This window comes from Marinimicrobium koreense, from assembly GCF_003762925.1.
In the GTDB taxonomy this organism is placed as follows: domain Bacteria; phylum Pseudomonadota; class Gammaproteobacteria; order Pseudomonadales; family Cellvibrionaceae; genus Marinimicrobium; species Marinimicrobium koreense.
In genome coordinates, this window is the sequence record NZ_RJUK01000001.1 from 2,800,571 (window position 1) to 2,815,772 (window position 15,202).

General features: G+C 60.4%; 14 protein-coding genes. 6 read left to right on the plus strand and 8 right to left on the minus strand.

The features are described 5' to 3' along the window. Positions 1-122 precede the first annotated feature (122 nt). Positions 123-896, minus strand: coding sequence for a peroxide stress protein YaaA (gene yaaA, locus EDC38_RS12115; protein WP_123638730.1), 774 nt, complete (start codon positions 894-896; stop codon positions 123-125). A 102-nt stretch (positions 897-998) separates the two neighbouring features. Further along, positions 999-1,484 carry a DUF4265 domain-containing protein gene (locus tag EDC38_RS12120; protein ID WP_123638731.1) on the minus strand — a complete coding sequence of 162 codons (486 nt, stop codon included), beginning with the start codon at positions 1,482-1,484 and terminating at the stop codon, positions 999-1,001. An 88-nt stretch (positions 1,485-1,572) separates the two neighbouring features. Here EDC38_RS12120 and EDC38_RS12125 point away from each other — a divergent pair, with 88 nt between their 5' ends. The 6 genes from EDC38_RS12125 (at position 1,573) to EDC38_RS12150 (ending at position 6,686) form a co-directional block, all read left to right on the plus strand. After that, positions 1,573-2,859, plus strand: coding sequence for a M48 family metalloprotease (locus EDC38_RS12125; RefSeq protein ID WP_123638732.1), 1,287 nt, complete (start codon positions 1,573-1,575; stop codon positions 2,857-2,859). 87 nt (positions 2,860-2,946) lie between these two features. Next, entirely contained in the window at positions 2,947-3,531 is a 585-nt protein-coding gene (locus tag EDC38_RS12130; RefSeq protein ID WP_123638733.1) for a TRAP transporter small permease subunit, read from the plus strand. After that, a complete protein-coding gene (locus tag EDC38_RS12135) occupies positions 3,528-4,895 on the plus strand; it encodes a TRAP transporter large permease (RefSeq protein WP_211331127.1) in 1,368 nt (455 codons plus the stop codon). The genes EDC38_RS12130 and EDC38_RS12135 overlap by 4 nt, the downstream gene beginning before the upstream one ends. A gap of 47 nt (positions 4,896-4,942) precedes the next feature. Then, positions 4,943-5,335 (plus strand): acyl-CoA thioesterase, encoded by a 393-nt coding sequence (locus EDC38_RS12140; protein WP_123638948.1) that lies wholly within the window; start codon positions 4,943-4,945, stop codon positions 5,333-5,335. A 166-nt stretch (positions 5,336-5,501) separates the two neighbouring features. Next, entirely contained in the window at positions 5,502-6,068 is a 567-nt protein-coding gene (locus EDC38_RS12145; RefSeq protein ID WP_123638735.1) for a cytochrome b, read from the plus strand. A 36-nt stretch (positions 6,069-6,104) separates the two neighbouring features. Further along, a complete protein-coding gene (locus EDC38_RS12150; RefSeq protein ID WP_024461746.1) occupies positions 6,105-6,686 on the plus strand; it encodes a YceI family protein in 582 nt (193 codons plus the stop codon). Between the two features lie 77 nt (positions 6,687-6,763). Here the strand turns inward: EDC38_RS12150 and EDC38_RS12155 are convergent, their stop codons facing one another. From EDC38_RS12155 to EDC38_RS16695, 6 genes are all read right to left on the minus strand, one after another. Next, positions 6,764-7,951: a TRAP transporter substrate-binding protein gene (locus tag EDC38_RS12155; RefSeq protein ID WP_123638736.1), complete on the minus strand. Its 1,188-nt coding sequence runs from the start codon at positions 7,949-7,951 to the stop codon at positions 6,764-6,766. A 47-nt stretch (positions 7,952-7,998) separates the two neighbouring features. After that, positions 7,999-10,197 carry a DNA helicase II gene (uvrD, locus tag EDC38_RS12160; RefSeq protein ID WP_123638737.1) on the minus strand — a complete coding sequence of 733 codons (2,199 nt, stop codon included), beginning with the start codon at positions 10,195-10,197 and terminating at the stop codon, positions 7,999-8,001. A gap of 148 nt (positions 10,198-10,345) precedes the next feature. Continuing rightward, a complete protein-coding gene (locus tag EDC38_RS12165; protein ID WP_246004406.1) occupies positions 10,346-11,800 on the minus strand; it encodes a cryptochrome/deoxyribodipyrimidine photo-lyase family protein in 1,455 nt (484 codons plus the stop codon). Further along, positions 11,797-13,107, minus strand: a complete 1,311-nt coding sequence (locus EDC38_RS12170; RefSeq protein ID WP_246004407.1) for a DASH family cryptochrome — start codon at positions 13,105-13,107, stop codon at positions 11,797-11,799. Before EDC38_RS12170 ends, EDC38_RS12165 begins: the two co-directional genes overlap by 4 nt. A 59-nt stretch (positions 13,108-13,166) precedes the next feature. Next, the gene (locus tag EDC38_RS12175) at positions 13,167-14,132 is read right to left on the minus strand and encodes a sensor domain-containing diguanylate cyclase (RefSeq protein ID WP_246004408.1); all 966 of its coding nucleotides are present in this window, start codon (positions 14,130-14,132) and stop codon (positions 13,167-13,169) included. Beyond that, positions 14,129-15,151: a response regulator gene (locus EDC38_RS16695; RefSeq protein WP_123638740.1), complete on the minus strand. Its 1,023-nt coding sequence runs from the start codon at positions 15,149-15,151 to the stop codon at positions 14,129-14,131. The genes EDC38_RS12175 and EDC38_RS16695 overlap by 4 nt, the downstream gene beginning before the upstream one ends. Between the last annotated feature and the right edge of the window lie 51 nt (positions 15,152-15,202).

Here is a 15,202-nt window from a genome sequence, read left to right on the forward strand (position 1 = left end):
TTCAAGCCGCAGGTAATACCGTTGAACGGCACGAGTGTCCTGACTCGAAATTCGATTTTACGCGCCCTGCCCGCAGATGTAAGGGCCGGTTAAGATCTTTTTGTTGTTTGTAGAGGCCTTTTTTATGCGTTATCGCGAGTAAACACCCATTGGGCACCCTTGGACAGATCCTCATTATAGGCGTAGCCCTCGACATCAAACGCCTTCAGCGCCTCGGCGTCCTGGATGCGGTTCTGAATCGCGTAGGCCGCCATCAGTCCGCGGGCCTTCTTGGCGTAAAAACTGATGATCTTGTACTGACCGTTTTTCCAGTCCTTGAAGACCGGCGTGATCAGCGGCGCCGAGAGCCGCTTCGGCTGGACCGATTTGAAATACTCATTGGAGGCGAGATTCACCACCACCGGGTTCTTCAGGGTAGCGAGTTGTTCGTTGATGGCCTGGGTCAGGCGCTCGCCCCAGAATTGGTAAAGGTTGTCGCCGCGCGGGTTCGCCAGTTTGGTGCCCATCTCCAGGCGATAGGGCTGAATCAGATCGAGCGGGCGGAGCAGCCCGTAGAGTCCGGACAGGATGCGCAGATGTTTCTGGGCAAAGGTGAAATCGCCCGCCTTGAACTGCTCAGCATTCAGGCCGGTGTACACGTCCCCTTTGAAGGCCAGGGCCGCCTGTTTGGCGTTGCTTGAGGTGAAGGGTGTGTGCCACTGTTGGTAGCGGTCGTAGTTGAGCTGACCGAGCTTGTCGCTGAGGCTCATCAGGCTGGAGATGTCCTGGGGCGCCAGATCCCTGAGCACGCCAATCAACTCCCGGGACTGGTCCAGAAAATCCGGTTGGGTCGCTTTGTCGGTGACCGGCGCGGTTTCGAAATCCAGGGTTTTGGCGGGGGATAGCAACATCAACATAACGAAAACGCTCACTGTCGGTAAGGCGGTTTAGTAAGGGCAGGCATGTGCTGCCGTTTTGCGGCTCCAGCGGACTACTGTGGCTTCACTGCTTTAGCTTCATTACTCTGGCTTCAACACATCCTGCCACCAGTTCAGCGGCGTCGAACCATCGGTCGGGTCGTACACATTGCCGTACATCCAAGTGCTGTCCGGGTCTTTGCCCAATACCTCGTTCATGAGCTTTTCGATGGTTTCAAACCCGCAGCTGACGTGGATGGAGATCACCAGCATACGATCATTGTGCAGATCCAGCTCACCCCCGAGCTTTTCCAGCGCCGGCACCAGCGCATCGGCAATGGGCGCCATATCGCCCTTGGTGAACACCCGCAGGCTGAGGTTGCCGCTGCGCCGCACCAGCTCGATTTCCTGGGTCTGGGGTAGCAGCCGAACGGTGTCGCCGCTGGCAATGCCCTGGGCAAAAGCGGGGGAGCGCACCAGCTGCAGGTCACCGGACTCCAGTTCATTGACCGGCAACTGTTCCACAATCGGCTGGCCGTCCGGCCGGGTACCGGCAAATAATTCGATGGTGCGCAACGCTTTCTTCATTCGGGTCCCCCTGCTATAAAGGGCAACATTATACACACTGAGCCCATTGAACCCGATGGGCCCATGCCGTCACTGGAGGACCTCTCTCATGAAACGCTGTCTGTCTCTGCTGGCCGTCACTGGCCTGATACTGGGCGCCACGGCCTGTTCCGTCAATCCGGTCACCGGGGAGCGTCAACTGACCCTGATGTCCGCCGATCAGGAGCTGGCGATCGGCGCCGAAAACTATCAGCCGAGCCAGCAATCCCAGGGGGGCCGTTATGTCGTCGACCCTGAATTGGGGCTCTACGTCAGCCAGGTCATGGACAAGCTCGCGGCGGTCAGCGATCGTCCCGGCCTGCCCTATGAAATCGTGGTGCTGAATAACGGGGTCCCCAACGCCTGGGCTCTGCCCGGCGGCAAGATGGCGATTAACCGGGGGCTGTTGGTGGAACTTGAGGACGAGGCTCAACTGGCGTCGGTACTCGGCCACGAAATTGTCCATGCCGCCGCACGCCACAGCGCCTCGCAGCAAACGCGCAATGTGCTGTTGCAGGCCGGAATGCTAGCCGCCGGAGTGGCCGCTTCGCAGTCCGATTCCGAGTATGCCGGGCTGGCCATGGGTGCAGTCGGCGTGGGCGCCATGGCCTGGCAGGCCAAGTACAGTCGCAGTCACGAGCTCGAATCGGACCGCTATGGCATCCAGTACATGGTGGAAGCCGGCTACGACCCCCAGGCCGCCGTAGAGCTGCAACAGACGTTCGTTCGACTGTCGGAAGGTCGTCAGAGCAACTGGCTGGACGGGCTTTTCGCCAGCCACCCGCCCTCCCAGGAGCGCGTCAACGCGAACAAGGCGCTGGCCGAGCAGTACGGCGGGGGCGTGCGCAACAAGGCGGCCTTCGATCGGGCCATGGCGCAGTTGCGGCGCGATCAGCCCGCCTACGAGCAGTATCAGCAGGCCCAGAAAGCCGCATCTGAAAAACAGTATGACCGCGCTCTGGCCTTAGTGGAGCAGGCCATTGACCACCAGCCCAAAGAAAACCTGTTCTGGGAGTTGAAAGGGCAGTTGTTAATGCAGAAAAAGCAGCCCGGCGAGGCCATTGCCGCCTTCGACCGCTCCATCGCGGCCAACCCGGAGTTCTTCCGCCCACTGGTCTACCGGGGTCTGCTGCATAAACAGCAGAACAATACTCGCCAGGCGCGGGAGGATCTGGAGCAGAGTCGCCAGCTGCTGCCGACCCAGCTTGGCAGTTACCACCTGGGTGAGCTGGCCCAACAGCGAGGCGATCGCGAGGCGGCCGTGAGTTATTACCGTGAAGTGGCCTCCGGCGGCGGCGAGCTGGGCGAAGCGGCCCAGAGCAAGCTCTCGCAGTTGGGCGTGCAGGCCGGGTCCTGACCGTCCGGAACACCGGGAGTCGGGCTCACCCCGGCTCCCTAATTCGGTATACTGCGCGCTTCGAAGCACCCAGACTCCATAATCATAATGCCCGAAGACACCCAGACTCCTAAGCCACTGGCCGCCGTTCGTGCGCTGATCCGCGCGCTTGACGCCTGCACCGAAGGGCTCGGGCGCACCGTCGCCTGGCTCGCCCCGGTCATGGTCGTCATTACCTGCACCGTCGTATTGCTGCGCTACGGCCTGGGACAAGGCTCGGTGGCACTGCAGGAGTCCGTCACCTACATGCACGCCGCGCTGTTCATGCTCGGGGCGGGCTACGCGCTCAAGCACCACAAGCAGGTACGGGTCGATATTCTCTATCGTCGCTTCAGCCCCGAGGGGCGCGCCTGGGTGGATGCCCTGGGCAGCCTGGTGTTTCTGATCCCCTTGGCGATGTTTATTGGCTGGATCAGCCAGGACTTCGTGCGCAGCGCCTGGCGCATCCGGGAAGTCTCGGCCGACTCCGGTGGCCTGCCCTGGGTTTACCTGCTCAAGAGCCTGATTCCTCTACTGGCGGTGACGCTACTGCTGCAAGCGGTCGCAGAAGTCCTGCGCAATCTCTTGCGACTGATGGGCTATCCGGCCCCCGGCAGCGCGCCAACCGATGAGGCCGGGGAGGAGGAATGCTGATCGAGCTGATTCCACTGCTGATGTTCGCCGCGGTCTGCGCGGTATTGATGCTCGGCTATTCGGTGGCCTTTACCCTGGCCGGTGTGGCCCTGGTGTTTGCCGGGTTCGGCATCGTGACCGGCGTCTTTGAGCCCAACCTGTTGCGCACTTTTCCCAGCCGCATCTACGGCATCATGGCCAATTACACCCTGGTGGCTGTGCCCCTGTTCGTCTTTATGGGCACCCTGCTGGAAAAATCCCGGCTGGCGGAAGAGCTTCTGGAAAATATGAGCCGCGCCTGCCGAAGCCTGCCCGGCGGACTGGGCCTGTCGGTCATCATTGTGGGGGCGCTGCTCGCCGCCAGTACCGGTATCGTGGGCGCCACCGTGGTGACGATGGGCCTGATTTCGCTGCCCACCATGTTGCGCCAGGGCTATCACCCGTCGCTCGCCGCAGGCACCATCTGCGCCACGGGCACCCTCGGGCAGATCATCCCGCCCTCCATCGCCCTGGTGTTGCTCGGTGACGTCCTGTCCAATGCCTACCAGCGGGCCCAACTCTCTCAGGGGATATTCAGCCCGGAGACGCTTTCGGTGGGGGATCTGTTTGTCGGCGCGCTGATCCCCGGACTGGTACTGGTCAGCCTCTATCTGCTGTACATGCTTCTGGTCGCCCGGTGGCGGCCCACGCTCGCGCCCGCCGCACCGAGTGAGGAGCGGATTTCCACCGGTCGTCTGTGGCTCAGTCTGGTGCCCGTATCGGCGCTGATCATTCTGGTACTGGGCTCTATCCTGTTGGGTATTGCGACACCGACCGAAGCCGCCGGCGTGGGCGCACTCGGCGCCGCGTTGCTGGCCCTGCTTAAAGGTAAACTCGACCTCGCCCGACTCAAAGAGGTGGCCCGCAGCACTACCATGACCAGTGCCATGATTTTCACCATCCTGATTGGCGCCTCGCTGTTCTCTCTGGTGTTCCGGGGTTTCGGCGGGGAAGAACTGGTGGAAGGCTTCTTCCATCAATTGCCGGGCGGGGTGTTCACCGCCATGCTGGTGGTGATGGTGATCATTTTTCTGCTGGGCTTTATTCTCGATTTTATTGAAATCACCTTTGTGGTCGTCCCCATAGTGGGCCCGGTGCTACTGGCCATGGGGGTCGATCCCATCTGGCTGGGGATCATGATTGCCCTCAACCTGCAGACTTCTTTCCTCACCCCGCCGTTTGGCTTCGCCCTGTTCTACCTGCGTGGGGTGGCACCCGCCTCGGTCGCCACCAGTGCCCTGTATCGTGGCGTGATTCCGTTTATTGTGCTGCAATTGCTGGTACTCTGTGCTCTGGCGCTGTGGCCGGGGCTTGCCACCTGGCTACCGCAGCAACTATCCCTGTAAAATCAGCATTCCATTACTGAATTATTCGAGGTACTGAGTTCATGGCCATGCAAGGCATTGATGAGGATCCCACCCCCCACGGTGAACTGACCCTGCAAACCCTGTCCATGCCCGCCGACACCAATCCCTATGGCGATATTTTTGGCGGCTGGCTGATGACCCAAATGGATCTGGGCGGTGCGATTCTCGCTCAGGAAGTGGCCAAGGGGCGGGTCACTACCGTGGCCGTGGGCAGCATGGTGTTTTTGCGGCCAGTACCTGTCGGGGCGACCGTGAGTGTTTATGCCAGCACACTGGATGTCGGGCGCACCTCCATCCGCACCCTGATCGAAGTCTGGATCAAGGAATGCGGTAACCGCGACATGACCAAAGTGACCGAGGGCGAATATGTTTATGTCGCCATCGACGACAATGGCCGGACCCGGCCGGTGCCCAAATAACCGTCCTCCCAAAGGCGCGCGGCTTTACAGTCGCGCCTGCTCGATCCCGCCAAAATCCCGCGCTTACACGACTTTACTAACAAATCTTAACCGCTACCTTTACAGTATTCTGCTAGTTTTTAATGACCCGATGGGGTCGCGAATACAGTTGAAGGAAGACAGGTCCATGATAAAAGACGATGCTCAACGCTACGGTTGGTTGTCCATCACCGTGCACTGGCTGTCCGCTCTGTTGGTGATCGCCATTTTTGGCATTGGATTCTACATGGTGGACCTGACGTACTACGACAAGGGCTATCACGAACTCCCCAAACTGCATGTCAGTCTCGGACTGTTGCTGGCCATGCTGTTGATTGTGCGAATCGGCTGGCGGGTCAGTCAGCGGGGTAAGCCACAGCCGCTGCCCAACCACAGTCGTAAGATCCGCCTCGCGGCAGCTTCAATGAAACATCTCCTGTATCTGTTGATGCTGGTGATGGTCGTGACCGGCTATCTGATCAATACCGCCAAGGGCGATTCCGCGGATTTTTTTGAACTGTTCAGTGTGCCCGCCACCTGGCAATTGAGTTCTGATGGCGTCGATCTGGTTGGAGAAATCCATGAGATCGCCGCCTGGCTGCTGATTCTTCTGGCGCTCGCCCACGCCGGCGCGGCGCTTTGGCACCATTTTGTGATCCGGGATCGGACCTTGCTGCGTATGCTTCGCCCTGGTAAATCCGACCCCAACCCGTAAACCACTCTTGTTTCTCAACCGTTAAGGAGTAAGACCATGAAAAAGACGTTAGCCGCATTGACTCTGAGCAGTATTGGTTTGGCCAGTGTTCCGGCAATGGCCGCCGACTATGTGATCGACACCAAAGGCGCACACGCCGCCATCAACTTCAAAATTCAGCACCTGGGCTACAGCTGGCTGACCGGTCGATTTAACGACTTCGAAGGCAGCTTCAGCTACGACGCCGACAAGGTCGAAGACAGCAAAATCACCGTGACCGTCGATACCAGCAGCATCGACAGCAATCACGCCGAACGTGACAAGCACCTGCGCAGCGATGATTTCCTGAGCACCGACAAACACGGCGAAGCCAAGTTTGTCAGCAAGCGCATTGAAAATGTTGAAGACAATGGCGAAGAATTTGATGTCGTCGGCGACCTGACCCTGCACGGTGTCACCAAAGAAATCACCATCGAAGTGGAAAAGGTCGGCGAGGGTGAAGACCCCTGGGGCGGCTACCGTGTTGGCTTCGAAGGCGACGTTGAGCTGACCCTGAAAGACTTCGGCATCGACTATGATCTGGGCCCGGCATCGCGCGTGGTCCACATGGAACTGCACATTGAAGGCATTCGTCAGTAAACCTGATTTTGCGTTGACCAAAAAAACAGCGGGGCCTTTGTGCCCCGCTGTTTTTTTTGCCTGCGCCAATACGCTGGTTATTCTTCCCCGTCGGGCCCGACCGCGTCCGCTGTTACCTGCTCGCGAATGTCGTAATAGGTGTGTTCCGTTATTTTGTGATAGTCGGTCACGTCCGCCAAAAAGGTCCGATAGGAATCCCACACTTTTCGAAACAGCGGATCTTCCTCGGCCTGCTGTTCGAAGAGTTCCCTGGAGATATCATATAGGCGTTGAATCACATCGTCCGGTAGGCGCCGCAGCTCTGTACCCTCTTTCGCCACCATATCGTTCAGCGCGCGAGGATTTCGCGCGGTGTATTGATCCAACATGTCCTGGTTCGCGGCGCGGGCCGCGTGGGTGACAATGGCCTGAAGGTCGTCCGGCAACGCCTCGAACGCGGGCTTGTTGACCAACAGCTCCAGCGTCGAACCCGGCTCCTGCCAACCCGGGTAGTAGTAATACCGAGCGATCTGATCAAACCCGAAGGCCTGATCGTTGGACGGCCCCACCCATTCGGCGGCGTCGATCACCCCCGTCTGCAATGAGGTATAGAGTTCGCCGCCGGGGATATTCACTGAACTGCCACCGGCGCGATTGAACACATCCCCCGCCAGACCCGGAATACGCATTTTCAGCCCGCGCAGGTCCTCAATGCTGTTAATCTCTTTGTTGAACCAGCCGGCCATCTGAATGCCGGTGTTGCCGCCGGGAAAGGGAATGATATTGAAGGGCGCGTAGACCTCTCGCCACAATTCCAGGCCGCCGCCGTGGTGCAACCAGGCGTTCATTTCCTGGGCGTTCATGCCAAACGGAATGGTGGTAAAAAACTGTGCGGCGGGGGCTTTGCCACGCCAGTAGTAGCTGCCGCCGTGGCCCATTTCCGCACTGCCATCCGACACCGCATCAAACACGCCCATGGCGGGCACGATTTCCCCGGCGCCGTACACGCGGATCTGCAAACGGCCGCCACTCATGGCCTCCACCATATTGGCAAATTCCTGCGCGGTGGTGCCCAGGCCGGGAAAATCCTTCGGCCAGGTGGTGACCATGCGCCACTGGTACACACGTTGCTCCTGCACCTCACCATCGACCATGACCGCCACTTTGTCGGTGGCCTTTTCCATGACCAACAGGGAAAACAGGGCCGCCACCAGGGCGACCAGTAGCAGAATGATCAGAGGGGACCAACGGGGTTTGGAGGTTGTGTTTTTGGAGGTTGCGTTCATAGTCACTGTGCGCTGTTATGTTTTTCTTTCGGCAGGACCCGCCTGCCCTACATGGGAACCAGTTTCGCGTATTGCAGCACCAACCACTTGCTGCCTTCATCGTCGAAATTAACCTGTACCCGGGCGTGGGCGCCCTGGCCTTCAAAGTGGAGGATAACACCTTCGCCGAATACGCCGTGGCTGACCCGCTGGCCAAGGTGGAATCCGGTGTCTTCACCGGAATCGGTCAGGCTGACGTTATTGGCCCGGCCGTAATCGCCTTTACCATAACCCATGGGTCGGGTAACGGTGGTTTTCAGGCGCACTTCCTGAATCAGTTCCGCCGGAATTTCCCGCACGAAGCGGGACAGGGCGTTGAAGGTTTCCGCGCCGTACAGCCGCCGGGTTTCGGCATAGCTGATGTACAGCTTCTCCATGGCGCGGGTGATACCCACGTAGCACAGGCGCCGCTCCTCCTCGAGCCGGTCCGGGTCCTCCATGGACATTTTGTGCGGAAACAGATTCTCTTCCACCCCGGCAAGAAACACCAGTGGAAATTCCAGACCCTTGGCCGAGTGCAGGGTCATCAACTGGACCGCGTCTTCAAACTCGTCCGCCTGGGTTTCGCCGGCATCCAGCGCGGCAGTGTCCAGGAACTGCTGCAACACCGACAGCTCGTCTTCCTCGGCGGCATCGAACACCCGGCAGGCGTTGACCAGCTCCTGCAGGTTTTCCTCCCGGGCTTGACCTTTTTCGCCTTTTTCCTTGCGATGAAATTCCAGCAGCCCGGTTTCATCCAGTACCAGCTGGGCGATGTCGCCCAGGGGTTCTTCCGTACTGTGATCGGCGAGCGAGTCGATCAGTTGCATAAAGCCTTTGAGCGCATTCGCCGCCCGGGCGGGCAGGGCGTTGTTGGCAATGATCTGCGCCGAGGCCTGCCACAGGGACAGGTTCTGATCCCGGGCGCACTCGCGGATCGCATCCAGGGTTTTTCCGCCAATACCCCGGGTGGGCGTATTGATCACCCGCTCGAAACCCGCATCGTCATCGGGGTTGGCGATCAGGCGCATATAGGCCAGGGCGTTTTTGATTTCCAGGCGTTCGTAGAAGCGTTGGCCGCCATAGATGCGATAAGCAATGCCCTCGCGCAACAGCGCTTCTTCCAACACCCGGGACTGGGCGTTGGAGCGATAGAGAATGGCGGAGCTGGAGTAGCTGTTGCCCTGCTTGACCCAGTCTTCAATGCGCTCAACGATAAACCGCGCTTCATCCTGTTCGTTGAACGCGGCGTAGAGTGCGATCGGCTCGCCATCATCCCCGTCGGTCCACAGCTGTTTGCCCAGGCGACCGAAGTTGTTGGCAATCACCGCATTGGCCGCCTTCAGGATGGTGCCGGTAGAGCGGTAGTTCTGTTCCAGGCGGATGGTCTGGGTGCCCGGGAAGTCATCGGTAAAGCGCTGAATGTTTTCAATGCGCGCGCCGCGCCAGCCATAAATGGACTGGTCATCGTCGCCCACGGCGGTGACCTTGGCCGTCTTACCGGCGAGCACCCGCAGCCAGGCGTACTGAATGCTGTTGGTGTCCTGGAATTCGTCCACCAGAACAAACGGAAAACGGCGCTGGTAATGCTCCAGGATGTGGGGCTTGTGCAACCACAGCTCGTGAGCGCGCAGCAACAGTTCGGCAAAGTCCACCAAGCCACTGCGTTGGCAGTCCTCCTCGTAGGCACGATAGATCATCAGCATGGTGCGAATAAACGGATCGCCGTTGTCCGGGATGTGCTGGGGGCGTAGGCCTTCGTCTTTCTGGCCATTGATGAACCACTGGGCCTGACGGAACGGCCACTTGGACTCATCCAGCTCCAGGCGCTGATACACCCGCTTGATCAGGCGCAGTTGATCGTCGCTGTCGAGAATCTGGAAATTCTGGGGCAGCCCGGCATCCTGCCAGTGCGCTTTGAGCAACCGATGCGCCAGCCCATGGAAGGTGCCCACCCACATGCTGCGGGTATTCACCGGCTGGCCGGTATCGGACAGCAGGGTTTCCAGGCGGGCGCGCATTTCCCGCGCGGCCTTGTTGGTAAAGGTGACCGCCATGATGGAGTAGGGCGATACCTGCTCAACCTGAATCAGCCAGGCGATCCGGTGTACCAGCACCCGGGTCTTGCCGCTGCCCGCACCAGCCAGAATCAACTGGTTATGGGCGGGGGCGGAAACGGCCTCGCGCTGGGCGTCGTTCAGATCGTTAAGCAGGGCGGATACATCCATGGGCAGGTCGCTGGTTGGTGACTGGGGGTTCTGATGGCGTTAAACGAGCGCGACAGTGTACCGGTTTTTGTGTCCCTTTTCAGGCCGGAAGCGCCTCGAATCTGGATAAACGTACAGGCTCATATCAGGATCGTCAAGGCGATGCGCCTCAGGACGGCCGCACGTGACGCCCCAATACACGCTGACCTTCACGCTTCACCTCGACCCGGTTGCGCCAGCCCCACAGACGCTCCCGCGCGGCACGGGCGGCCTCGGTCAGGTCGACAATGGGTTCGGGGTAGGCGAGATCAAACATCATGCGCTCCATCGGCGCCAGCGCCCAGGGCTGATGGAGCAACGGCACCGGCAACTCGGCCAACTCCGGCAGCCACTGGCGAATGAAAGTGCCGTGCGCATCCTGCTGCTCCGCCTGACGCACCGGGTTGTAGATGCGGATGGTGTTGACGCCGGTCACCCCGGCCTGCATCTGAAACTGGGGGTAGTGGATACCCGGCTCAAAATCGAGAAACAGGCGCGCGAGATGCGTCACGCCCCGGCGCCAATCGATGTTCAGGTGATGGCACAGCACGCTGACCAGCATGGCCCGCATCCGGAAGTTGATATAGCCGGTCTGGTGCAGACAGCGCATACAGGCGTCCACCAGCGGGATGCCCGTTTGGCCCTCACGCCAGGCTTGAAGGTCGTCTTCGACCCGATCATCGGTGCGGTAAGGAAAAGCCTCGTAGGCCCGGTTGACCGGCCGGTGTTCCATGGCGCACTCACTTTCGAACTTCTGGATAAAGTGGCAGTGCCAGTGCAATCGGGAGCTGAACGCGGTCAGGGCGTAGCGCCATCCCGGCGCCTGCCGGCGCTCCAGCGTGGCCTGATACACCTGACGCAGACTGAGATTCCCCCAGGCGAGGTAGGGCGAGAGCCGGGAGCAGTGTTCACGGCTGGCGGAGGGGCTGGAAATCGCCCGCCGGTAATCCCGCCCCCGGTGCTCGAGAAAGCTCGCCAGGGTCTGGCGGGCGGCCCGAATGCCGCCGCCCTGGAAGGCCGGGTTGGCCCGGCGCCAGGCACCGGGCGACAAGCCCACCCCCAGCGCCTCGGGCAAAACCGCCCAGCGGATGCGCGCCAGCTCGGGATCTCGCGGCGCGGCGCGCAGGGTCCGATACCAGTCGCGGTCCCATCGGCGACGATCGGGCAAGCCGCGCTGAACAGCGCCGGTGGGTGATTCATGCCAGGGGACCCCCCGCGTCCGACACCAATCCGCGACCGCTTTGTCCCGTTCAAAGGTCACCGCCAGGCCGGTCTCCTCGTGGCTGAACAGGCCCGCCACCGGTTGACTGCGATAGATCTCTTCCAACAGTGCGGTTACCGACCCCCAGAGCCGGTGAACTTTGCCGCCCAGGGGCGCCAGTACCCGATCTAGATCATCCAGCGATTGCCAGATGAACCGCCAGTGACGTTCATCGTAGTGAGGGTCATCGAGCAACTCCGGCTCAAAACAATAGATCAGCGACAGGGGCTCCGGGAGGGCCGCCGCATCGGCCAGAGGGGCGTGATCGGTCAGGCGCAGGTCGCGCTTCAGCCAGACCAGGTTGATGGGTTCAAGCTCTGTCACGAACGGGCAATGGGCCAGTCGGCGGCATCCACCGAATCGAGCGGGGTCAGCTCGCGGTTGTCGCCCCATCGGCGTACGTAGTTGCCGTCGGGGTCAAACTGGGCGGCCTGTTTTTCCAGATTGAAGTGCCGACCGCCACGGGGGTCCGCGCCCACTCCAGCAATGTACTGCCAATTGCCCCAGTTGCTGCCGACCTCGTAATCAATCAACTGCTGTTCAAACCAGGCGGCGCCATAGCGCCAGTCCACCTGCAGCTCATTGACCAGGGCACTGGCGACAATCTGTCGGGCGCGATTGGACAGATAGCCGGTGCGATTCAACTGGTTCATGGCGGCATTCACCAGCGGGTAGGGCGTGGCGCCCTCACACCATTTTCGAAACCGCTCCGGGTAAAAACTGGTATTTAACGAGCGCCGCGGCCGACCGCCAAACCGATAGAGATCCGCGCCATAAGCGCGGGCCATCCACTGAAAGTATTCCCGCCACAGCAGTTCGAACCGGATCCACTCGGTGGATTCATTCGCCCCGTAGTGCCGTTCATAGTTCACCAGCGCGGTATTGACCTGTCGCGGCGACTGGCAGCCTCGCGCCAGCCAGGGCGAGAACTTGGTGGAGGAGGCCCAGTCATCCAGCGCATTGCGGGTGTGTTTGTAGTGGGCTGGCGCATCGCTGTCGAAATAGCGAATCCGGTGCATGCGGGCCGCATCTTCCCCACCGCGAAAGCGACAGCCGTTGCGCTCGGGCGGAACCGGTATCTTGCGGCCTTCGGCCGGGCTCGGCGGCAGGGCTGACAAAAAGCCCCGGGCTTCGGGAATCGGGCGCTGTTCGACGCGCCGGCGAAATTGCGAAAAGGTGGTTGGCAGCTCCGTCAGGTGAAAACCCAGTTGCTCGGCGTTGAACAGCGTCTGATTCTGAATGTCGACGAAGCTCAGTTGCGGGTAGTGGTCGCGCAGCCACTGCCAGTCACGCCGCTCGTAATAGCCCGGGTGGTCGCTGCGATAGAGGTGGGTAATACTGTAGCGGGAAATCAATGCCGGCACGATGTCCAGCGGACGCGCCCAGATGACGTTCAGATGCTGGCCCAGGCTGCGCAGACTGGTGTCCAGAGCTCGCAAGGCTTCCAGTAAGAACCGTTCACGATGGATGCCCATCGGCCGGGTCAACGCCAGAGAACCGGGCCGGAACCAGGCGGAGTCCACCACATACAGGCAGATCAACTGATCCACTTCGGCCGCAGCACGAGCCAGCCCCGGCTGATCCGATACCCGCAAGTCATCTCCGAACCAATACAAACCTACGCGCCGCACGGTACCCCCTCCGGACATTTATCCTGGAAGGCAGGTTACGGGCACCGGTCAGGGTCAGATCATTCAGAAAGGGGGGCAACCACGATCTGATTGCGGCCCTGGCGCTTGGCGGCGTAGAGCGCCTGATCCGCCGCTCCGAGCCACTGCTCGGCATCCTGGTAGGCCAGGCTCCAGGGCGCTATGCCCAGACTGGCGGTAACTTCGATGGTCTGATCGAGGCATTTGAGCGGTTGATGCTCGATCACCGAGCGAATCCGCTCCGCAAAGCACTCGGCACCTTCCAGATCGGTTTCCGGGAGAATGATTGCAAACTCCTCCCCACCGTAACGACCGGCGATATCGGGCTGACGCAAGTTGAACTTGATCAGGCTGGTGACCTGACGAATCACCTCATCCCCCACCATGTGACCATAGGTATCATTGATCGGTTTGAAATGATCAATGTCCAACATGACCAGCGCCGCCTCGGAACCGTAGCGAAAGTGCCGCTCGAACTCGGTCTGCAGGAAGGACTCCCAAGTGCTGCGATTGAGCAGCCCGGTGAGCCCGTCGGTCTGGCTGAGTCGCTTGAGCTGGGCATTGCTTTTTTCCAGTTGGCGCCGGCTGCTCGCCATATCGGTCACGTCATACACCAGCAGACAGACACCTTCGACCGCGCCGCGCTGATCGGTCAGCGGGAAGAAGGTGATGTTCTGGAACATGTAGGCTTCGGTGCCGGTAATCGGGCGGCGATTGCGGAACCGGAACAGGTAGGGTCGCTGCTCCCAGACGCTGAAAGTTCGGGTGTTCAGCAGGCGGACGGTGTGCAGCTTGCGCTCCAGCCACTCCCGAGGCAGGTCCGGAAACAGCTGAAACAGATCCGCGCCCTGGGCCTCGTCGGCACGGATGCCACTGTGGTTTTCCATAAAACCGTTCCAGGAGCGCACCCGGTTTTCACCGTCGAGCACCACGATTCCCACCTCGATGGTCTGCAACAGATCCATCAGCCAGTGCACATCGCTCAGGGTAAACTCGGTACGGTTCACGAGGCGCCCTCCGGGTCGGGGCGCAGGTAGTCCAGTGTTTCCTGCAGCCGGGGAATCGAATCTTCGGTGAACAACAGCAACAGATTGCCCAGAATATTGTGGTTTTCCACCGCAAAGGACACTTCGATGCTCAGCATCTGCTCCCAGAGGTGGCTATTGTGGTGCAGCAGATCGTCCATGGTGACGTGGGTGCCGAGGACCACGGGCGGCGTGATTCTCGGCGACAGGTGCAACTGCTCCCCCAGGCCTTTCAGGAAGGCGCCCGCCAGAATACCGGACAGGTCCATCAGCACTTCAAGCTCCTTGTGCGGCGCATTGTCGTCCTGATAACCGAGCAGGGCACTCATGTCCTCCACGCTGCTATCACTGAACAAGAGCAGCGCTTCCCCGGCCAAGCCTCCGCCCACGAATCCCTGACTGACGCCAGACCACTTGTGGTGGCTGCTGCCAGCGGTCAGCGCCATATTGAGCTCACTGGCCGCGAGCATGCTGACTTTCGGCACCGACAGCTCCACAAACACCCCCAGCAAGCGGGCCAGCAAGTCACCGGCCTGGCCCATGGCGATATTGGCCTGTTCCTGCAACACATCATGCCAGGTGGTACTGCGGTCGGGGCTTTCCGGGTGCACCGCCAAGCGGCGATCCTCAGAGGGGTCGTAGAGCCCGAACTCCACCAGAACCGTTTGCAGTTGCGCCGGGTCCAGGGGCTTGCGGATCATCTGAACGGCGCCGAGATCCCGCACGCGCTGTTCCGCCTCCGGCTGAATATCCCCCGAGACGACGATCACCAGCGTCGGCCAATCCCGGGCCCGAATTTCCCGCAGCACGGCGTAGCCATCCAGCACTGGCATGTTCAGATCGAGAAACAGGATATGACCCCGATCGGCCTCGAGGTAGCGCAAACACTCCTCGCCATCGCAGGCAAAACTGACCAATACATCCCAGTCGGGAGGCAGGGCGCGGAGCATTTGCTTGCGAGCGACCAGGGAGTCATCGCAAATCAGTAGCGGGGTGGTCATCGCTTGGTTCCGGTGATTTGGATATTTACCACTATGATACAGCTAATACCT